The organism is Pseudomonas sp. BP11-1-1 (assembly GCF_052112105.1).
GTDB classification, from domain to species: domain Bacteria; phylum Pseudomonadota; class Gammaproteobacteria; order Pseudomonadales; family Pseudomonadaceae; genus Aquipseudomonas; species Aquipseudomonas alvandae.
In genome coordinates, this window is sequence record NZ_JAUTYU010000006.1 from 318,386 (window position 1) to 339,438 (window position 21,053).

Annotated in this window: 17 protein-coding genes; all 17 read right to left on the reverse strand. The window is 59.8% G+C overall.

From position 1 onward, the window contains the following. Positions 1–14: 14 nt before the first annotated feature. Entirely contained in the window at positions 15–1,730 is a 1,716-nt protein-coding gene (locus tag Q7C33_RS15650) for a type I secretion system permease/ATPase (protein WP_407683731.1), read from the reverse strand. A gap of 163 nt (positions 1,731–1,893) precedes the next feature. Further along, complete coding sequence (locus Q7C33_RS15655) at positions 1,894–3,012, reverse strand: OmpA family protein (RefSeq protein ID WP_407683732.1); 1,119 nt, start codon at positions 3,010–3,012, stop codon at positions 1,894–1,896. Next, positions 3,009–3,476: a type VI secretion system baseplate subunit TssE gene (gene tssE, locus Q7C33_RS15660; protein ID WP_407683733.1), complete on the reverse strand. Its 468-nt coding sequence runs from the start codon at positions 3,474–3,476 to the stop codon at positions 3,009–3,011. Before tssE ends, Q7C33_RS15655 begins: the two co-directional genes overlap by 4 nt. A gap of 3 nt (positions 3,477–3,479) precedes the next feature. Next, complete coding sequence (gene tssJ / locus Q7C33_RS15665) at positions 3,480–4,016, reverse strand: type VI secretion system lipoprotein TssJ (RefSeq protein WP_407683734.1); 537 nt, start codon at positions 4,014–4,016, stop codon at positions 3,480–3,482. Further along, positions 3,997–5,094 (reverse strand): type VI secretion system baseplate subunit TssG, encoded by a 1,098-nt coding sequence (tssG, locus tag Q7C33_RS15670; protein WP_407683735.1) that lies wholly within the window; start codon positions 5,092–5,094, stop codon positions 3,997–3,999. The genes tssJ and tssG overlap by 20 nt, the downstream gene beginning before the upstream one ends. Beyond that, positions 5,058–6,830 carry a type VI secretion system baseplate subunit TssF gene (gene tssF / locus Q7C33_RS15675; protein ID WP_407683736.1) on the reverse strand — a complete coding sequence of 591 codons (1,773 nt, stop codon included), beginning with the start codon at positions 6,828–6,830 and terminating at the stop codon, positions 5,058–5,060. The genes tssG and tssF overlap by 37 nt, the downstream gene beginning before the upstream one ends. Before the next feature lie 22 nt (positions 6,831–6,852). Then, positions 6,853–8,439, reverse strand: a complete 1,587-nt coding sequence (gene tssA, locus Q7C33_RS15680) for a type VI secretion system protein TssA (RefSeq protein ID WP_407683737.1) — start codon at positions 8,437–8,439, stop codon at positions 6,853–6,855. Next, positions 8,436–9,581: a sterol desaturase family protein gene (locus Q7C33_RS15685; RefSeq protein WP_407683738.1), complete on the reverse strand. Its 1,146-nt coding sequence runs from the start codon at positions 9,579–9,581 to the stop codon at positions 8,436–8,438. The genes tssA and Q7C33_RS15685 overlap by 4 nt, the downstream gene beginning before the upstream one ends. A 123-nt stretch (positions 9,582–9,704) precedes the next feature. Continuing rightward, positions 9,705–13,049, reverse strand: coding sequence for an ImcF-related family protein (locus Q7C33_RS15690; protein ID WP_407683739.1), 3,345 nt, complete (start codon positions 13,047–13,049; stop codon positions 9,705–9,707). Further along, positions 13,046–14,206 (reverse strand): hypothetical protein, encoded by a 1,161-nt coding sequence (locus Q7C33_RS15695; RefSeq protein ID WP_407683740.1) that lies wholly within the window; start codon positions 14,204–14,206, stop codon positions 13,046–13,048. Before Q7C33_RS15695 ends, Q7C33_RS15690 begins: the two co-directional genes overlap by 4 nt. Positions 14,207–14,209: 3 nt before the next feature. Beyond that, positions 14,210–14,476, reverse strand: a complete 267-nt coding sequence (locus tag Q7C33_RS15700) for a PAAR domain-containing protein (protein WP_030142757.1) — start codon at positions 14,474–14,476, stop codon at positions 14,210–14,212. Positions 14,477–14,549: 73 nt separating this feature from the next. Continuing rightward, a complete protein-coding gene (locus tag Q7C33_RS15705) occupies positions 14,550–15,323 on the reverse strand; it encodes a hypothetical protein (protein ID WP_407683741.1) in 774 nt (257 codons plus the stop codon). Next, positions 15,320–16,093, reverse strand: coding sequence for a hypothetical protein (locus Q7C33_RS15710; protein ID WP_334597536.1), 774 nt, complete (start codon positions 16,091–16,093; stop codon positions 15,320–15,322). Before Q7C33_RS15710 ends, Q7C33_RS15705 begins: the two co-directional genes overlap by 4 nt. Positions 16,094–16,121: 28 nt before the next feature. After that, positions 16,122–18,167: a lipase family protein gene (locus Q7C33_RS15715; protein ID WP_407683742.1), complete on the reverse strand. Its 2,046-nt coding sequence runs from the start codon at positions 18,165–18,167 to the stop codon at positions 16,122–16,124. A 105-nt stretch (positions 18,168–18,272) separates the two neighbouring features. After that, positions 18,273–18,704 (reverse strand): hypothetical protein, encoded by a 432-nt coding sequence (locus Q7C33_RS15720; protein WP_407683743.1) that lies wholly within the window; start codon positions 18,702–18,704, stop codon positions 18,273–18,275. Positions 18,705–18,842: 138 nt separating this feature from the next. Then, positions 18,843–19,361 (reverse strand): hypothetical protein, encoded by a 519-nt coding sequence (locus Q7C33_RS15725; RefSeq protein WP_407683744.1) that lies wholly within the window; start codon positions 19,359–19,361, stop codon positions 18,843–18,845. 5 nt (positions 19,362–19,366) lie between these two features. Next, the coding region (locus Q7C33_RS15730) for a DUF2345 domain-containing protein (RefSeq protein ID WP_407683745.1) at positions 19,367–21,053 on the reverse strand (1,687 nt) is incomplete at its 5' end.

Genomic DNA, 21,053 nt, shown 5'->3' on the forward strand with positions numbered 1-21,053 from the left:
GGCTCATCCGCTTCCTACGATTCAATGGCGGCGGCCGGGTGCGCCGCGGGCGTGGCAGCCTGCAGTCGCGCCAGGACCTTGTCGCGCGGCCCGAACAGGCTCAGTTCGCCCTGATTGAGGACCAGCAGTTTGTCGACCTGCGCCAGCACGCCGGACCGATGAGTGATGACAAACACCGTGGCGCGGCTCTGCCTGAGTTTTTGCAGCGCCTCGGCGAGCATCTTTTCGCCCGCATCGTCCAGGTTGGAGTTCGGCTCATCGAGCAATACGAGGCGCGGTTCGCCGTACAGCGCGCGAGCCAGGCCGATGCGTTGGCGCTGGCCGCCGGACAGGCCACCGCCATTGGCCCCGATCAAGGTGTCGTAGCCATCGGGCAATTGCAGAACCAGTTCATGCACCCCGGCCATGCGCGCGGCAGCGACCACGGCTGGTGCGTCCACCGGACCGAAGCGTGAAATGTTCTGGCTGATGGTGCCTTCGAACAACTCGATGTCCTGCGGCAGATAACCGATGTAGGGGCCAAGTTCGTCCCGCCGCCATTGGCTGATGTCCGCACCGTCCAGGCGCACCGTACCCGCCAGGCTTGGCCAGATGCCGAGCAATGCCCTGGCCAGCGTCGACTTGCCCGCGCCACTCGGACCAATGATGCCCACCACGGAACCCGCCGGCACCTCGAATGTCAGGCCACGGATAATCGGTTTGCGCTGGTTGGGCGCGCCAACCGAAAGGCCTTCCACCCGGATCGCGCCCTCGGGTGCCGGCAAGGACATGCGCTCAGGTTCGGCGGCGATCGTTGCCAGCAATTGGTGCAGCCTTGCATATTGCGATCGTGCGCCCAGGAAGCCTTTCCAGACCCCTATCAATTGATCGATGGGCGCCAGGGCTCGCCCCAGCAGAATGGAGCCGGCGATCATCAGCCCAGACGAAATCTCGTGATTGATCGTCAGGTACGCACCCAAGCCCAGCACCAGCGACTGGACGACCTGGCGGAACGTCCTGGAGACGGTCGCGACCGTCGTGGCGCGGTCACTGGCGAGGCTCTGCAGGGAAAGAACGGTGTGGGTCTGCTCGCTCCAGCGCTGACGCAAGCTGGCAAGCATGCCCATGGATTCAACCACCTCGGCGTTGCGCAAGCTCTTGTTGGTGAAAGCGGTAGCCGCCATCTGCTCGCGGTTGGCCGCATGCAGCGGTGCCTGGGTGAGTTTTTCATTGACGTAGGCCAGCGTACCCAACAGCACCGCGCTCAACAGCCCCATCCAGCCGTACCAGGGATGGAACATGAACATGACGGCCAGGTAGATCGGAATCCAGGGCGTGTCGAAAAACGCAAAGAGGCCGTTGCCGGTCAGGAACTGGCGCAACGCGTTCAAATCACTCAGGGGCTGGGCCGTGGCGTTCATGCCGCAGCTTGTCAGCGCCTGCTTGAAACTCGCGTCGAACAGGCGCTGGCCCAGCAACGTATCCAGGCGCGTGCTGATCCGCACCATGATCCGCGACCGAACCCACTCCAGTCCGCCCATCGTGGTCAACAGGAGCAACATGATCAGCGTCAACATCAACAAGGTCGACAGGCTGGCGCTGGCGACCGCCCGGTCATAGACCTGCAGCATGTAAAACGAGGGAACCAGCATCAGCAGGTTGACGAAAAAACTGAAGAAGGCAACGGAAAGAAAGCTGCTTTTGCACGCGGCAAGGGCATCCTCCAACTCGGTCCTGGAGTGGGCTGGCATGGTTCATTCCCTGAGGTCCGATTAGGGTCAAACCTGGAAAAAATCAAAAGGGCACAGGCGCGCAAACGCCTGGAATATCTTTTCTTGGACACTACTGCAGTGCCCGCAAAATCGGATCTACCGCGCTGTATCGGCACATCCTTGCGGTTCTTAAGGAGGAATTTCAAAGGAGCCTCTCTGGCCTGCGGTTTGCTGGAAGCTCACAAGCTCCTGCTTGCGGCACCAGGCTGATGTCGACACGTCGATTGGCAATTCGCCCGGCCTCGGTATCGTTTCCTGCGATGGGTTGATGGGCGGCAAAGCCCTGCACGGCAAAACAATCGGCGGGAATGCTGCCCACGCTCTGCATCCAGTCACGTACCGCAGACGCCCGGGCATGGGAGAGCCGGAGGTTCTGCTCCGATGAACCTGTGGCATCGGTATGCCCGGCAATGATGATCAACCAGCCTGGCTGGGCCTTGATGTCGACCAGGGCCTTGACCAGGACAGGGGTCGAGCTGGGCTTGAGCTCCGCGCTGCCGGCGTCGAACAGCGACAGGCTGTCCAGGCGCACCGGATCGGGCCAGGCGACGTCCGTCTGCGCGCCCTTCCACCACCCGGCAACCCCAGCGGCGACGGCAAGCAGAAGCGCCGCTGCGCACAGCCACGGCAATAACCGTCGTTTGCCGCTTGTCGCATCGGGCGGCGGCACGAGCACGATCGGCATCATCAGTGCCGGTTCCGCCACCCGGACGGGGAGCAATGCCGTTTCGGTGCCGAAGTCGCTCCGTTCCAAGCGCTGGATGAGGTGCGTGACCTGCAGTCGCAGGGCCTGCAGCGTGGTCAACGGTACGGGCGCCTGGCAGGGCAACCGTTCACTGAGGTCGGTAAGCGCATTATCCAACTCAAGCAATGCGCGCAGGTTGTTGGTCGACAGCGCCCAGCTGCGCAGCAGCGTTTGCAGTTGGGCAAACAACCACCCGAGCATATCCAGGCGAACGGGGACCGACGCCGGCCAAAGACTGGACCATTGGCCACAGAGAGTCTTGAGCAATCTCATACCTTCGACCATGCCATCCAAACCGTGACGCTGCCCCCGCGCCAGCGCATAAAAGCACACGGTCTGCAGTTCTGCCCCGTTCAATTGCAGTAGCACGAGGCACAACTGCTCCACTTTCTGCCAATCCACGTCGGGACAGGCGCTATGGCCCAGCTTCGCCAATTCACCGCGTAGGGCGGCGAACTCAGCATAACCGCGCGGATCGCCGCCGAGTCGAACATGCACCTCGAACAACGCGCTCATCGCCCGCCCCTTGGGTGATCCATTCCAGGCGTCGAAAAGTAGTTCTGCCGCGTCAGGTGACGCACAAGGACTTTGCCCTCCGGCCCCACGGTGGTCCCGAAACTCACCCGCCGCCCGCCTTTCAACTGCACGTCCAGCGCACATTCCAGATGCCCCGGCAGCACCTGGGGCAGCAGCTCGATGGCAAGCTCCGCCAACCGTGGTTCGTATTTGAGCAAGGTGTCGGTCATGGTCTTCATCAAGGTATGCGCCGTTGCTGGCAAGCCCTGCAGAACCGTGCCCATATCCGGCAGTCCGTAGTCCGGCAAATGACTGAGTGCGCCCGCCCGGCAATTGAGGATGCGTTGGAGGTTGTCCAGGACCGACAGCGTGTGCTGGTCCTGCTCGCTGACGCGATGCACATCCAGTTCTCCGTCGAAGTTTTGCAGCAACATTTCGTAGAGCGAGGGGTTGGGCTCGGTCATGGCTTATTCCTTCGCCAAGGGACGCAAGGTCAGTTGGTTGTCTCCCATCTCGATGAGCCGTGCCCGATCCGGGTCCAAGTCATCGCGTGTCAGCAGCAGGCGCCAGGTGTCGGGTTGAGCATCGGGATTGCGAAACAGGCCCACCAGCGCGACTACCCGCGCCTGTGGATTCATCGGCACGCTCAACTGCGTCCCTGCTCCGGGTTTCACCACCACGGCTCGCTTGTCCAGCAACGCGCCGTCGAGCAGCCCCTCGTCACCCCTCACCAGCCCCTCGTAAGTCGCCCGGTCCAGCGCTTTGCCATCGCGCAATTGGTACACGCGGACCAGGGTTGGCAACGACAGCGCATTCATGTCCGCAACGTCGGTGTTGAGCGCCGGGCGCGCGTTGAAGTCCAGATGCAGGGTCTTCACTTGCTTATGGAAAATCGTCTCGGCGGCGGATGCAGTGCCTTGCGTGACGGTCTGGGCCAATCCACACCCGCCCAGTGCGGTGACGATCACTGCCAGTATCGATAGATTAAAAAGGGTACGAGACATGCTGTGTTTCCCTGTTCCGAGAATGGATCGAAAGGCCTTGATAACGGCCCAGATTGATCGTGAGGGTTTCGTGTTCTTTCGCCCGCCAGGTGTCTGTGCCCAAGCCCAGCACACCGGTCATGCCCAATCGAATCCGGGGATTGCCCAGGACCGGGGTCGACAGGCTGCTCAGCGCGACCGTCAATTGCAGCGTCGCGCTGCAACGCCATCCCAGGTACACCCGCAGCAGTACCAGCAGGTCGCTGTGCAGCGTTCCGCCAGGCAACCAGCCGTTGGCCTCCTTCGCGTCATCGGTGCAAAGCATCAGGTGCAACTGGCTGTTGACGTCCCGCCCGACACTGCCCAGCGGCGTGCCTTCAGACAGTGTCACCAGACGGGACGGGCAAAGGCTGGCCGGATGCGCCAAAGGAATTTTCTGCGGCCAGTGCGGGCTGACTCGCGCCTGGGTCTTGCTCGCCAGCAGCTTGACCAACGCCTCGATGCCTTCGGCGTTACGGGTCGGCAGGCGCATGACGCTGAGCAACGCAAGGAAACGCGAAATCGGCGTCGCGACCCGTCGCGTGCTTCCGGGAATGCCTAGCCCGATCAGGCCCAGCAGGCATTGCGACGTTGCATCGGTGCCGCCTGCTGCGAACGTGGCCGGGTAGGAATACTTGCGCCAGATCCGGTAGAACTGGGTAAATATCCGGTGATTGAAAATGTCGAGGAATGCCTCCAGCGCCTCATGCCCTTCCCGGCGTTGGGCGATGTCATCGAGAAACGCCGTCGGCAACGGCGAATCGACACCGTACAACCCCAGCACACGAGTGCGTACCGTCGCTGGACGCCCCGGATTCTCCGGATCGAGTTCGATCGCTTTCAGCTCTCCGGCCGGGAACCCCATGCCGGGATCGGGCCGAAAACGCACCGGGTCGTCCGTCGGACGCGCGGTGCTGCCCAGCAGAGGATTTCCGGGCAGCGCTTGTTCCAGCAACTGGCAAAAACGGTACAGGCTGGCCTCGGCCACCCGCTCCTGCACTGTGCTCAGCAACCCGCCGGTGTTCAACCGGGAATACGCTGGCTGTGATTCTCGCTCCATCGCAGGCACGCTCCAGTAGGTTGAAGGACCAGCGTGAGCTGGGTGTAAAGATGGACGTCCGCGTAGAGCGCAAAGAAGCGGTTGAGCATTTCGCCGAACAGACTGATATCGCCCTCCCCCGCGAATCCGTTGGTGTCCAGGGTGATTTCGATATCCACCCCGCGCAGCAGGAAGCCCTTTTCGAAGCGCTGGACCAGGTGATGACTTACCTCGACGATCGCCGCCAGCCGACGCCGGTTCAGCTCGCTGCCCGTCCAGTCGTACAACGCCAACGTCCCGCGCAACACCTCGGCGCTGTCGAGCATCGGCAGGAAATTCGAGCCCAGGTGGCTGAGGATGCGCCAATGAAAACGGTCGCGATTTGGCGGATAGCAGGGCAACGTCGGGGCACACAGGTTGCGCACCCGCAGGCCGAACTGGGTGAGCTGCACCGCCGTATCGAGCACCGTGCTCTGCAACGCTTTGCGCGGCAGTTGGCCGTGGGTGCCGGTCAGGCGCAGCGACAGGCGTTTATCGGGCCGCAGCAGCCGATCCTCGTCGAAGCCTTCGCCACCGAGGATCAACCAGGTGTCGTGCAAGCCATTGGCGGCGCGCTTCAGGCGAGTATGGAAATAACGTTCCGGCGCTTCGTCACGCAGCATGCCGCCCTTGTGGCGAAAGCTGCTGAACGGCACGTAGTCCAGGCGCTGTTCTTCCTTTGAGGCGGTGACCTCGTCCACCGAATAGATTTCCAGATGGCCGTCCTGCAAGCGCATCGGGCGCAGCAGGTAATCGGTTTGCAAAGGGTCCAGCTCCAGCGGATCGGCCTCCAGCACAAACAGATTGATCACCGGCACCGCGTGCAGGCGGATGTGTTCGGCGCTCAGGTCAAAAGCATGGGGCCAGGGTTCACGCAGTACCACTTCGAGGTCGAACCAGGGCGCATTGGGTTCAATCACCAGTTGATCCAAGCCGCAGAGCGTGACGAACATGAATTTTTCCCGGAACGTGAAATATTCCAGCAGCAACTGGTAACCACTGAAGGCGCTGTCGCCCTTGGGCCACAGCCGATCCTCGTCGGCAAAGCCCTTGGCCGCGAAGTAACCATCCAAAGGCGTGCGGCCAGGCTGCTCCGCGACGCGCACGTACATAGCCTGCCGGTTCAAGGTCAGGGCTTGGTGCAGCGCGCTGGCCAGCGGTGCATCGGCATTCAAGTACAACGGCAGGCGACGCAGGTCGATCTCCGTCCAAGGGACGGATTCGCTGCGGGCAAAGCGCAAGCGCAGCAGCGAGCGACCATCCGGTTCGTGGTCACGCGCCACCGACGCCAACGCCAGCGGCTGCAACGTCACGTCTTGCGTGGTGGTATAGCGGCAGCAGGTGCGCTGCGGCCCGATGGGTTGCGAGAGGATCTCGAACCCCCGGGCGATCCGTTCGCTGCGTTTGATCTGGGCAAGATCGGGCACCAGCTCGATGATCGACAGCGACGGAATGGTCCGCAAATAATGCGGCCACAACAGGCTCACCAGGCCTTCGGTCAGCTCCGGCAGATCATCGTCGAGCTTTTCCCGCAGGCGCCCCATCAGGAACGCAAAGCCCTCGAACAGTCGCTCCACATAGGGGTCCTGCGCCCCCGGCTTGTCCAGGTTGAGAAGCGCCGCACGGTCCGGGAACGCCTCGGCGAATTCCTTGCCGGCCTCGCGCAGGTAGCGCATTTCGGCGTCAAAATAGCGCAGTGTCAGATTGTCCATGTCCATAAAGAATCCTGATTAATGATCGTCAGCCGCACAGCACGGCGGCACGTACCGGATCGATGGCTACGAGCGCCGCCAGCAAGGTTTCCATGCGTCGAGCCAGGGCGGGTTTGTCGGTGTCATTGCGTTGGGCTTTGAGGCGCAGCAGCTTGAGCAGACGAGCCTTGACTTCGAAATACAGCTCGGGCTCCCACCCGCGCAGATCGTGGTGTTGAACGGCGGCGTCCAGCTCCCCCAGCAGGTGGATGGCCAGATCGGTCTTGCCGAACTGTTCGGCGACCCGCGCCATCAGCAGACGCAACAGCCAACGTTGCCGCCCACCCTGAATGTCCGGACGCGCCGCCAGCCAGGCCAGTGCGGGCTCGACCCCTTCCCTGTCGGCCTGCGCCAAGGCTTCACCCTCCCACGACAAGATGTCGGCATCGCCGATGCCATGCGTCGACGATGGAGCCGGCAGCCATTGCCCAGGGCCATTGCCGCTGATGTGTTGGGCGATCCATTCACGGGTTGCCTCATCGGCGAAGGGCGTGCCGTCACTCCAGCGCAGCAGCTCGATCCCCGGCAACCGCTCGAGGAACATGCCCAAGTCACGCTGAACGACGTCCGCCCAACCATCCTGTGGCGCGGGTTGTTTACTCAAGGCCTGGTACGCGTACCACTGCAAGTCCAACCAGAAATGGTTCACGCCCTCGGCATAGATCCGCTCCACTTGATCGAGCATCTGCCGCCAAGCTTGTTGCAGGTACAAACGCTTGAGCTGCGCCCGATAATCCGCCCTCGGCGGCGTCAACCGCGTATTGCCGTCGGCGTCCTCGGGCGGCGCCTGATGCACCGTGTCCCAACGCAGGCTTTTCATCAGTCGATGGCCTGCCAGCCAGCCGTGGGGTTGATCGCGCAAATAACCGGCCAAGGCCCGGCCGTGGTCCAACAGATCCCGACCGGACTTGATCGCGGGAACGGTCGGCGTGCCTGCCTGGGCATTCGATTCCTGGCTGGCCGCATTCTGCGGAACCACCGCCTCCACGCCGCCGGATTGAGCCAGGCGGGCAGACAGCGCGGCATGTAGCGCGCCAAGGCAAGGACGTTGATCTTCCGGCCAAGCCTCCAGCCCCTGCTCCAGCCAGGCCAACGCCGCGGCCGTGCGCTCGGCCTCGGCCTTGACCACCTCGGGGTACAGCGACAGGGTGTCCAGCACCTTGGCGCCGGCCAGCCATTGCAGCGCCACCTTGCGACTGGTGGCGCGCGCCGGCAGTACGCTGTCGGCGAACCGCTCCACCAAAGCCGCCAGCAGGCACAGACCGTCGGCCAGCCCCGCCTCACCGTCCCGATGCAAGCGCGCCCACACGTAATAGGTGACCACGCGCAGATCCTTGCAGGTCCGGGTCAGCAGCTTCTCAGCCAGTTGGGCCACTCGCTCGGCATCGGCACCCGACAACTTGTCGACCTCTTCGCGCATGCGCTGGAAGTCATCGTCATAGCCAGGGTCGTCACCGACGGGTGACGCCTCGCTGATCGGTTGCAACCAGGGCTGCCAACGTGCGGCCTGTTCACGGGCAACGGCCACCGCGTCGCGCTCTCCGAGGCAACGGGTGATCAAGCTTTGCAGGCTCATGGCTTGGAGCTCTCGGACACGGGCTTCCGGAACGGGTATCCATGCTGCCGCACGATGCCGTCTGGCAACGGCTTGCCGAATACACCGTAGCGGGCCGGCCAGTCCTTCACAGGTAACTTGAACGTTCCAAACACCATATCGATCAGCGGCAGGTGAATCGCGTAGTTTTTATAGATGTAGTCCGCATGACGGGCGTGGTGCCAGTGATGATATCGGGGAAGTACAAGAATGAATTCCAGCCAGCCCGCGTTGACTCGCATATTCGCGTGGGCCAGTACGGCTTGAATGCCAACCAGGACCACATAGGCATTCAATGCAGGCGCAGCGAAACCCAGCAACATCAACGGCACCAGTACACCTGTGCGCGTTAGTAAAATTTCAACGAAGTGGACCCGCGAACCGGCCAGCCAATCCATCGCGGTACTTGAATGATGGACAGCATGGACTCGCCATAACCAAGGCACCACGTGGTAGAGGCGATGCAGCCAGTACTGCCCCAGATCAGCCACCAATACCGCGAGAAAAAACTGCACGACCACAGGCAGGCTCTGGACGCTCTCCTGAAGGTTCGGGGAAACCGCCCATCCCGCCATGAAGTTTGAGGAAGCCGTGATGAAAATCAGGATGAATTGCACCAGCATATGGCTGACGAAAAAATAGCCCAGGTCCGTGCGCCAATGGGGACGCAGGATGTTCTGCTCCGGATCCTTGGCATACAACTTTTCCAGCGGGATAAATACCGCCGCAGATATCAGGAGCGCCAGTACGAACCAATCCAGCCCCAAGGAGTAAGGTGTCTTACCGATGGCATCGACCTGTATGTCAGTCCCACCGAGGACCATGGCCAGACCGGAAGCGACAATAGCCGTAACACCCAAGCGCTTATGGCCGTTGAGCATTATATTCAACGTGCCCAAGCTGAACGACAGGATCAACCCGAGCAGCAACAGCGACCGGGCGAATTGCTCGTCGTAAACCTCGCGCAATTCACTGGTCGTCAGCCACTCCGGCAGCAGGAAGCAAAACACTGCGAGCAAGCTCAACAATCCCAAGGCGGCACCGATGTAGCCACTGATGCGCCCTTCGCCAAATATGAAAGGAGCGTGCCCATGTTTCTGTAAATAAGTTTTGATCTTGTGCATTACCTATCCTTTTTGTTTGAAGCCGAGCGGTATTTCTCCTGTCGCTTCAGCGCGACGGAGAGCCAGGCGCCAATGGATCCCTCCAACGATCAATCCAAGCAGACTCATTTTCCTCTCGCGCGCCTACCCGTCCGCCGCCTCGCGTCCCTCCAGGAATATCCGCCCCGGCAACTTGAACCCGCGCAACTTCAGCAGCGTCATCGGCCCGGCATCGAGTTCGGTGCGCAGGTGCCAGGTCAGGCCCAGGCCATCGGGGGCCTTGAGCACCATGCGGTAGCGGCTGTCGCCATCGTCCAGCGGCGTAAATTTGGCCTGTTCCAGCAAGCGGATCAGCCCCCAGGTGCCGGCGTAGTCGGCGAACAACCGCTCGCCGGTGTGCACGCTGGTCCAGGTCAGGCTGACCCCGGGATAGTCGCTGCGCCCCGGCCAGCCGAAGCGCTGCCAGCGTTCCTTCTGGTTGAAGTACTCGTGTTTTTCACCGTTGAGGATGAAGGTGGTCTGCACCACATCGCGCACGCCTTTGCCGCTCAGCTCGAAACTCAGGCCCAGGCCGCCGTCGGTGAAGAGCACGTCGGCCAGGTCGCCGAGTTGGTTGATTGCCGTCAGGAACTGCGGATTGACCCGCAAGCCGCGACCATGACGCGGATCGGCCACCCAGCGGTTGCCTTCCTTGCGCAGCACGCCGCTCAACTGGCTGTGCAGGAAGCGCTCGATGCGCCCCGTGTCGGCGCGGATCATCTGCCCCAGCATCGGCAGCGAAGCATCGCTGGCCGTCGCGGCGAACGGATAGCGCCCGGCGAAGGCCGCGTTCCAGTGCTCGACGATCGAGCGCTGCCACTGGCTGTTGAGGCCCGCCGTCGACGGTTGCAGCACCCGCTGCCAGGCCTGTTCCAGCGGCTGGACGAACAGCGTCTCGCCAACGCCGGCCCATTGCGCGCCGAGGCTGGCGGCCATCAATCGGCCGTAGGACTGGGTGTCGGTCAGGTCGATGCCGCGGCCCTGGAACACCGTCTGCGCCAGCGCCTGGGTCATTTCCATGGGGTCGGTGGCGGTGCTGATCTGTTGCAGCTTCAGGCGCACGCGGGTCACTTGGGTGAGGTAGGCCTGGAGGCTCAGATGGTCGCTGGCGTTTCGGTCTTCGGCGCCCTTGCCCAGCAGCGTCAACAACGGTCCGAAGGTAGCGTCCAGCGGTCCACCGGGCAGATCCACGAATTGATCGATCACCGGCGCCTTGTCCGGCCCGATCAGCTTGTGCGCGGACTTCATCAGCGAGTCGCCCAAGGCCGGCGCGCGGCTGCCGGCCTGCCCCTGGTAAGCCAGGGTATTGATCAACGCAATCAGCGGCGACTGACGCACATCGCTCATCAGCGTCAGTTGCTCGATCACCCCGTCCAGGTTTTTCGGTTGGCGGGCGCGCAGGCTGTTGAGAAACCCCAGCCAGGCGCTGGCGTAATCCTGGAAATAGCGTTCAGTCAGGCGCGTCTTCAGCTCGTCCGGCGTCAACCGGGGATCGACCTCGCCGGGTCTGTCGCTGAGCACCCAATCGATTTCCTCACGCCGCGCCTGGGCGATGTCGTCGATGGCCTGGCGCACCTGACCCTCCCAGGCCTGGCGCGTGAACACCCCCGGCACGCTGGCCTTGCTGGAAAACAGCCCGGCGGCCTCGGTGTCGCCGACCATCTGCGCCAGGCCCAAGGCCGAATAATGCTGGCCGACGTCATCCAGCACCTGTTGGTACAGGCTGGCCTCGGCGTTGCGCTGGCCCAACTGATCGAGCAAGGCCTGGCGTACCTGCGCCACCAGCCGAGGGTCGGCCTCGATGCGCCAGTCGGGGTGCGCGGCCAACTGCTCGGCGTAGAACTGCCAGAAGCCGGGCGCCAGCGTTCGCCAGAGCGCGGGGGCAACCTCTTCCCGGGTGGGTTCGGCATGGGCGAGCGTCTTGACCAGGAGGTCCGCCTCGGCTTTTTCCGGTCGCGCCATCATCAGGTACGCCTTGAGCTGATCATAGGCAACCGCCGAGCGCTCGACGCGCTCGGCACTGCCCGGCGCCAACTTGACCAACGCCTCCAGTTGCTCGCGCAACCGCGCCGCCGCCGGGTCGCGCACCAGGCGATTATTGGCCTCGACGTAACGCGGCCAGAGCGTTTCAAGCAGGACGGGATTGCGGTTCAAGCCAAAGCGCAGATGCCATGGCGCACCGGCCACAGCACGGTGATCCAGGCGCGCCAGCACGTGGACCAGCTCGTTGAAGGCGAGCAATTGCTCATCGGCCCGCGACGACGCGTCCAGCCCCGCCAACACCGCCTGCACCTGAACGATCTGCGCCCGATTGCCGACAAAGGACAGCGCCATTCCCACGCCCCACACCACGGCCAAACCCAGGAACAACGCATAAACGACCCGCGGCGCCCCCCAGCCCAGCCGCGCGCCAACCGCCTTGTCGTGCTGCACGCCCTGCCACACCGGATCCGGCCACCAGAAATGCTCGCCGTCAGCGTTCCTGATCTCGCGCAGCGCCTGGCTGAACCACAGCCCACGCAGCCTCACCCCCGGATTGAACCCACTCAACGACGGCACGAGCGCCTGGCGCCAACGGGCAATGCCATCGGCCTGCAAATCCCGCGACAGGCGCAGCAGAAAATCGTGGTGCAGTTGCTTCTTGAGCTTCATTTGCACGATGCCCTGGTGACGCAAAGGCTCGATCAACTCCTGTAGGCATTCTTCCAGCATCGCTGGGGTGACCTTGGCCGGCAGCAGACACCCCACCGGCTGACGCTCGCGCCCCTCCTGGGACCAGGTGCTTTCGCACACCTGCCAGAGATGCAACGGCACCTGCCGCCGCATTCGACGGGCCAGCCCCTGCAAATGGCGCATGCCCTTGGCCAGCGCCACTGCATCGGCGCTTTGCTCTGGGGTCAGCGCCCAGACGACCCCGTCCAAGGGGCACCAACGGCGGAGGTTGAGCCATGGGTCGAGCACAGGATTTTCCAGACTCTCTTGGAGGCTGCCGCCCCACAACAGCACGGTGCGCTGGCCTTCGAGCCACTTCTTATCCGCCAGCTGCGGGGCGATGGCGGTGATCTCGGTGGGTTCGCCGACGATGAGCAGGAGACGGACTTTGTGGCGCCAGAGGGGGCCGTATTGGTGGTGGAGGGTTTCGTGGAGCTCCAAGTGTTCAGAACCTGATCGGCGTGGCAGCACCAAACTCGCATCCGCGTCAGGGCGTGCTTTTCCCGCCAGTTCGTGCTCACGGTGGAACTGCCGCTTGAGATAGATCAACAAAAGAGGTGCCTGATACCCCATTACGGCCATGGTCATGATTAACAACAAAGCCAACAGCTTCTGGGCATCTTCCACCAAGCCCACCCGATCGCCGTACGACCAGATAGCCCATCCCAAGAGTGCCGTCAGGGTGACGAGCCATACCGCCGCACCCGTGCGGAGCCATAAGTTAGTGAAGGTTCTCATGCGATCTCTCCGGTCGTCACGGTGCTGATCCAATGCCCTGATTCATCTTCGGCCAAGAGCAACAAAGGGCATTGTTGATGCCTGGACATCTCCACGCCCAGCGCTGCCGTCAGCCAATGACTGAACGGTCCTGTCACCCCACACAGGCGCTCCTGAACCCACTGCTGCCCTACTTCGAGCGAAGCGTCCAGAGCACCGCCGGCGGCGAAGGCTTGGCCCATCAATGATTGCCAGTCGGCGCTATCGGCCAATAAGCCGGTCGCTTGGCGAGCGTTGGTTTGGGTTTGCAGGAATATCGATAATTCGTGGGGCAAGTGCTTGATATCCAGCGGCATGGGGCGCAACAAACCACCGATTACCGGCAGCTCCCACGCGAGCGCCGACTTATCCGGGCACAACAGCAAGGCAGCCAAGCCGTCCGAGTACGCCGATTCGCCTTGTAGTTGCAGCACCAGGATCAACTCAACGGCGGTACTGCCTGTCCTCAGCGTCTCGTCGATCCACCGGTATGACAATTCAGCTGATACGGTGACCGACTCTGGCGGCGGCAACCCCATGTCGGTGGCCCAGATTTGATGCCACGTATCGCGCAACACGGCGTATTCCTCGGGCTCGACATCGCTTAGCAGAGTGACCCGCAACGGTTGTCTTGCCGGCAAAACGCGTACGACCGGCTCCAGGGCCGACAACAGCAATGACAGTCCGGCGGGCGCGCGTTTTGGCTGCTGCGGGAGCTCGGTAACGCGCCGAGCCTGTCCCGTTCGAGGCGGCAGATTGATTCCGTCTTGAACGACCACACTGGCGGAGACGCGATCTGGCAACAGCACACAGCTGGCCTGGACCGCCAGATAGCGATGCGCCCAGTCCTGCCAAGCGTGTTGCGCATCTTGCGCCTCCGCTTGCAGGAACTGGTGATGGCTCAGCGCGCCACCGTAGGCATAGGCGCGAGCGCTGAACATCAATGCCCAAGCCAGCAACGGCGAACCGGAAAATGCCCAGATATTCAGTTCCTGTAATACCGGCATGTGTCCGGCGGTATGCAACAAGAACAACAAAACAGACGCCAGCACTGCCGCGCCTGCCGCCAATACCCAGCGACCCAGCACGATAGGCGCCGGGGCCTCCACCACTTCGGGTGCCTGACGATCCCAACTCATGGCTCAGCCCACCGCGCAATCGGAAGCGCTGGAAATCAACTGGCAACCACACTCGCTGCGGCAACCGTTGACCACCATTTCGCGACCATTCTCGGACCATTCCCCGCAGCCTTCGACGATGGGATTGACCCCATGCCCCGGTATCGGACAGCGGACCTTATCGCCGACCAGCGCTACAGGTCTGCCTCTGATAATCATCGTGGAAGAGGCCGAGATGACTTCTCCGTTGTGAGTGGTTTTATCACCCAGCAAAACAAATCCCTGTGACATGTTCAGAACTCCTGTTCTTAAGGTTGGTTAATGACTGTTAGGTTTGCTTCAAGCAGAACGGGAACAAGTGGCTTCATTCTTTGTTCTCCGCAGCCAGGCGAATGGCTTGGAGCTTCTGGAACTTCGAGTCCAGACGACCATCGGCCCAAACACTTCCATCGGGGAAGGTGAATGCAATGTAGTTGCCCTCTTTTTTCTCCTTGGGCTCAGTTGAATGCAGCATGAAGTCGGTGTGCAGGACGGGTTCGAAATATATTTTCTGAGCTTGCAGTGCCTGATATTTAAGATATAAATGCCCCTCACCTAATAGGCTAATGTGTTTTTTATATCCCCCCAGAAATGCCTCGCTCACCCATGGGTAATAATCTTTTTGTATCGTTAAGTCTCCATCTATTTTGAAGTCAGCTCCTCCTCGTGGAGAGTTGTTGTGGTCGAGGATCACCACAACTCCACCGCCTCCTCCAGGAATTACGTTTTCACCAAAGCGAGCGGGATCGGCATAAGCAACACCGAAGGTGACATTGGCCAGATGCCATTGGCATGCACCGCCCCCATCTTTGGGTAGCTCGACTTGATAAATATCACTCTGCCCCTGGCGTTCGAATTCTTTATAAACGGAGTTATGACCATCCCGTTCGGTACGTTGGCCGCTAGCGCCATAGCTGATGCGCTTACAAGTGGCCGAGCGATACATCACCCACATGGTTTCGGTTTTCAGCTCCTTAGGCAGTTTTACCGTTACCGTCACTTTTTCGCTGTCCGCCGGTGGCGCCAGGCTGTAGTCCTTGGCGCAACCGCTGAGGCTCGCGAACGAAGTGATAAATATAAACGGGAGAACTGATCTCATTTTTTGTTCTCCGCAGCCAGGCGAATGGCTTGGAGCTTCTGAAACTTCGAGTCCAAGCGACCATCGGCCCAAACGCTTCCGTCGGGGAAGGTGAATGCAATGTAGCTGCCTTCTTTTTTCTCCTTGGGTTCAGTTGAGTGAAGCATGAAGTTCGAGTGCAGGACGGGGTCAAAATATACTTTCCGAGCTTGCAACGCCTGATACATAAGATAGATATATCCCTCGCCCAGCAAACTGATATGTTTCCGATACCCTCCGAGAAATGCCTCACTTACCCACGGGTAATAATCTTTTTTTATTGTTAAGTCTCCTTCCACTTTGAAATCGGCTCCCCCGCGTGGGGAGTTGTTGTCGTCGAAAATTACCACCACGCCGCCGCCGCCGCCGAAGTTCACGCTCTCCCCAAAACGAGCCGGATCGGCATAAGCGACACCGAAGGTCACGTTGCTCAAGCGCCATTGGCACGCGCCGCCACCGTCCATAGCCAGCTCGGCTCGATAGAGGTCACTCTGTCCTTGGCGAACAGGCCATATATCAGTTCGCTGATACTCGTCACGTTGATAAGGCTTACCCATTGCCGTGTGGTCGGTGAACGTACAGATGGTGGAACGGTAAATGACCTGCATGGGTCTCGCTGTCAAATCCTTAGGCACTTTCACCGTTACCGTCACTTTTTCACTGTCCGCCGGTGGCGCCAGGCTGTAGTCCTTCGCGCAGCCGCTGAGACTGATGACCATTGCCACTATGGCGATGGGTATTTTCTTGATCATGATCCACTCCTTGGTCGTGTCGACGGACTCAGCCCCAGGTTTTCGTAAAGTAGGTATTCGGGTTGGCCACGGCATCGAAGCGCTGTAACGCCTCGATACCGCCCTCGACCTCCCGTGTGGTGCCCAAAGCCTGGGGCAGCAAACCCTGCAAACCCAGGAAGACCCGATTACGGTCCCGCTCGTGTTCATGGATGCGGCTGTAATGCTCGTGCATCTGCTGCTCAAAGCGTTGTCGCTCAAGCTGCTCCTTCATCAAGGGCTCCCGCTCGGGGTTGATCGACTCCAGCAGGTGGTTATGCAGGTAGGGTTGATACTCGGACATGAAATGGTTGCCGAGGCCACTCAGTCGGCCCTTCTTGGGGTTGCCCTGGGGTGGGAAATAACGGGCCCGATCACCCGGCCGCAGCGTGCCGATCAGGCCTTTTTGCGCTTGCTTGGCCTGTTGGTCGTCCTCAGGACTCAGGCTGGGTACGAGGTAGAACTTGGCCTTTTCATGCAGGGGACGAGCGATGGTGGTGTAGTAAGGCGCGCCGAGCCCGTCCTTGTTGCGATAGGCCGGGTATTGCGAGCCACGTTCCTGCACATGCTGCTCGGCCCTGAAGAACATGGCGATTTCGCCGTGGTGACAAAAAGGATCGCCATGCTTGAACACCGCGCTGGCTGTTAGCTGGAGCAACGACCAGGTAAATCCCAGGGTGGTGCCCAACGGGCCGTACAAGTCGTACAGGTAATTATCCAGCGCCGCTTCGGGCGGTGCGCTGGGAATAGTGTCGGTGTCGTTGACGTGCCGGAAGTGCTGCAATTTCCCCAGGCCTTGAACAGCCTTAAGGGTGAAGGTGCGCGGCATGCCGTAGGTGTACAGCACTGGATTGTGCGTTTGCAGTGAGGCTGCATGAATCAGCCCGAGGGCGCCACCAAGACTATGGCCGCAAATGAAGAGCTTCCTGTCGAAGGCCTCTCCAGGAATCGTCTTGCCCAAATCATCGGAATAAATCCTTCTTGCAACCTCATAAGCATCCCGAAAGCCCAGATGCACGCTGCCTTCCGGCGTCAGGTCCGCACAGGGCACCTTGGGTTCGCAGTTGGCCGCAACTTCTGGCTGGACCGGTCGAAAGGTCACGTCTGTCGCCAGGTCGGTAAAGGGGTAGGCCATCTCTGTGCCGCGCCAGGCCACCAGCACCTGGGTTGCATTGATGGCGTAGAACAGTTGCGTATCTCCTTCCGGGGGACGCGCCTGACGGGTGTCCAACGGTTTGGCTATCGTATAGCGCTCATCAAAAGGCACATCGCTGACCAGACAAGGCCAATTCTGCCCCCCGTCCCATATCCTCGGCGTACGTGACAGGTCCAGGCATTGCTGGTTGAAAAATTCCTTGACGGAGCCTCGGTCCTGCTCCGGCCATGTGCTGTACGACAAGATGCTCATCAGCCCCAGGTTGTAGGCGTTGGCAAGGCTGTAATGGGGCTGGTGATGCAGCACCAGCGACCAGGCCCGGAGCGGACAGACCTCCAGCACATGGCGGCGGTCCAGTTGTTCATCGTCGACCGTAAAACCACTGAACGTCCGGTCCGGGAAATGAAAGGCTGGCGGTTGACTGGCGTCGGTCAATGGCGGGGACAGATTGGGCAACTGATCGCACAACTGGCCGATACGCAGGTAGTGGTAGCCATGCCCGGCCTCAATGGCCTGTCGTTCGATTGGAGAAAAACCCGAACGCTGCGGACTGTACAGCGGGGTACGGTCGCCAATTATAGGCCTGTGTGGCTCAGGCCGTTCGGCGCGCAAACGACGGGTTTGCAATTGCCCGGCCAGCGAATTGGCCTCCAGCAACAAGGTGATGGCCAGCGGGTGCAAGCCGTCAATACGGATCACCCCGTCGGCATCGCTGATGCCAGCGTATTCGGGAACATAGGCCGTACGCGTGGCCTCGTTCTGCGCACGGAAGGGCATATTCGCCAAGGGGTCACCTTGCTCGTCCAGCAACTGGAATTCGATCCAGTGCTGTTTCTGTTTGCCCACGGTAATGACTTTGAATGGATTAAGCGTATCCGTACGGTGCCGGGTATCATTCATATCGATCGCTCCTTAATGATTAATGTGTCCTTACGTAGCGAATGGGTCTCCACCCACCGCAGATAAAACCATGTCGCTATTCGCAAACTAGCCAACCAAAGCAGTTCATTTGCTCACAGAAATAAAGCCATCCCTGTAAAAATGAACGGAGCCAACTTTCAATACCTCAGAGAACAACAACAAAACAATCAGCGATTCAGCATAAATTACATCGCCAAAACTCACGACCAAGGGGAGAAACACTAAGGATGGCATCGCCAGCAGGATTCTAAGCGGCGCTTGCACATAGACGACATATCGCACCGAATCACTTCCCAAAAAAAATAAAAGCAAGGAAAAAATGATCGACACGTTCAGCGCCAGATATGACATAAAAAGCACTGCAGAAACCAAGCCGTGTTCCTCACCCAACAAAACAAAGGCGCGCAGATCGCTAAAAAAAGGAATATCCCCTTGAGAGATACTCAGATAGCAGAACCCGCCTAAATACAGCAGATCCATCCCGCCCCAGAAAATATAAATCCATTGTGTTTTCATAGTTCTTGTTATCCATCCTATGACCCTGGCCAAAACCGGCCACTTGAAGGCAGTCGCACTTAAATTCCGGCGAGTGCGAATACTGATAAATCTTATTGAAGACCGCTGAATCATCAACACTCCGCAAATTGGCAAAGGCTATTTATCATTAGCGCCCTGAGTAGCGTGGCGAGGTGGAACCAGCTCGCCATGCTCAATGGTTCGATCGTACTGAAGATATTCCAGGGTTCCATCCGCGGCCCTACCGATGGAAAAAATAACTGCATACGTATCTCTTGGACGGTAAGCGTCAGTCAATCGAAAGATATAGACCCTATTAATCTCAACTTTCAAAGGTCGAGCTTTTACTTTTAGATCGTCATTCTCATAGCCGTCTGGAACCGTACCAAAAACAACGCAGTCGCCGGGATGCAGTACTGTCGGCTGAGCACCCTCTCTTAGTGCGATCCCCCAGGATGCGGGATTTCTGACGCCCCCCTCGGATAGGGATACCCATCCCAACCTGAATACAGGACTTTCCTTGTTTGGCAAACAGATGGCCGGCTTGTTGTCAATCGTAGCAATATCGGCGTTAGCCTTGCGCCCAAATGATGTCGCGTTAGCCGAAGCACCAAGCGTCAGAGAAACACCAAACAGATAAAATACTGCGTACTTCATATGTTCTACGCCTTATTGGGAAGATTAGCCTTGTTGGCAGGGGCTGCTAGAAGCCCCGCTACTGTTGAGGCGAGAAGACTAGGACTCTGTGTAGAGTTCCGCTTATTCCACACAGCACGGGCATCCCTCATAATGCAAATCATGTAATAGTCGGAAACAATCTCCCCCTGCTGCTCCATGTTGTAATCAGAAAAAACCCCGCCGGCACTCAAAATATACTTGTACGCCTCTGCCCCGCGACTACTCACCGACATACCTTTATGTTTCACAGGATAGCCAAGTTGATGCTGCCAAACATGAGTCATCTCATGCATGAACAAAGCCTTGTACTCGCCGTCTATCGTATTGGAGAAATCGTCCCTGTAGTACTCGGTACTTGCTGGGTAGTACATCTCCCCATTGGGTGTAACAGCCGTATTCTGGAATCCCAGAAACAACCACCACCCACCGTGATGTACTTTGACTTTCGTATAGTTGATTGCATCCTTGAATACGGTTCTAGCCATGGCGATCTCGCCCGCAGTCAGCGCTCGTTTTTTGCCTTCAGGCAGCGGGATGTTTCGGGTGGAAGTACCGACATTCGTGTCGTTGGTAGAAACGTCCAAGGGCCTCAAATCAATGTCCAGTGACGTCTGGGCGTTAAGTGCCGCGCAGCAGAAAGATTCCATTTTTTCAGGAGGAAAGAGCTTCAGCTGAGTGACCTGTATGGGTTTTTCGGTTACGAGGCGCCCCGTGTAGCCCTGTTCATCCGTCACGCCTTCCACGGTGCTGCCATCCACCAAGGTGACCGAATATCTGAGATTGCTTGCCAAGTCACCGTTAGGACCGATCAAGCGAAGTTGTTCGTCATAAACTGCCTCAGGCAATTCAACCCGCAAATCCCCCGGCACCAAGGTATTGACACTCATGGTCCGCCCATCCCTGTCCGTTACTCCATTGAACACATCCCCCTGTTGGGTCGTAACGCGATAGCGGGCAAACGGCATCGCTGCCTGGGCGTGGTCTTTGAGCGTATAGCCGGCGGCATAACCGGCTGGTAAAGGGGATGCGGGTGTGTTCAGGCTGGCCCCTTTGGTTTTTTCCACATGGGTGGCCTTCAAATAGATATTGCCCGGCGCACCCACTTCGATGTCACCGTCTTTCAGGCGGATGTAGGCGCCACCACAATTGAGCACTAACTCCTGTGGAGCACTGATTTCCACGCGCCCTTGAACGCTTTCGATCTTCACGTCGGTCTTCGCCAAGGCATGAAGATCGTTGCCTAGAGCATGTAGCTCGACCTTCCCTTCGGCAGCCTTGAGTTGTAGGCCGGCTTCTTTGGCCACTACGCTGATGCCGCCCTGCGCGGTGGCGGTGATATTGTGGCCTGCGCCGATATCAGCGTTGTGCGCAGCGATGATGCCAACGCTCTCGGCGCCGGAGGCCAGGCATACGGCTTCGGGGCTGACCATGCCGATCCCGCTTGGGGCGTGCAGCAGTACGCCAGGCTGCTTCAATCCGTTGAATGCCTGGTTCAGGCGTTGCTGGCTGTCGATGTCGCTTGGCGTTGCTTGAGCGCTACGGGCCGCTTCGGCCAAGGAGCGCGCCAGGGAGAGCGCGCTTTCCAACTGTTCAATGGCGGCCGTCATATCCAGCTGTTCCCCCTTGGCCTTGGCCTGCTCATCCGCACTGATAAACACCCCCCTGCCACCC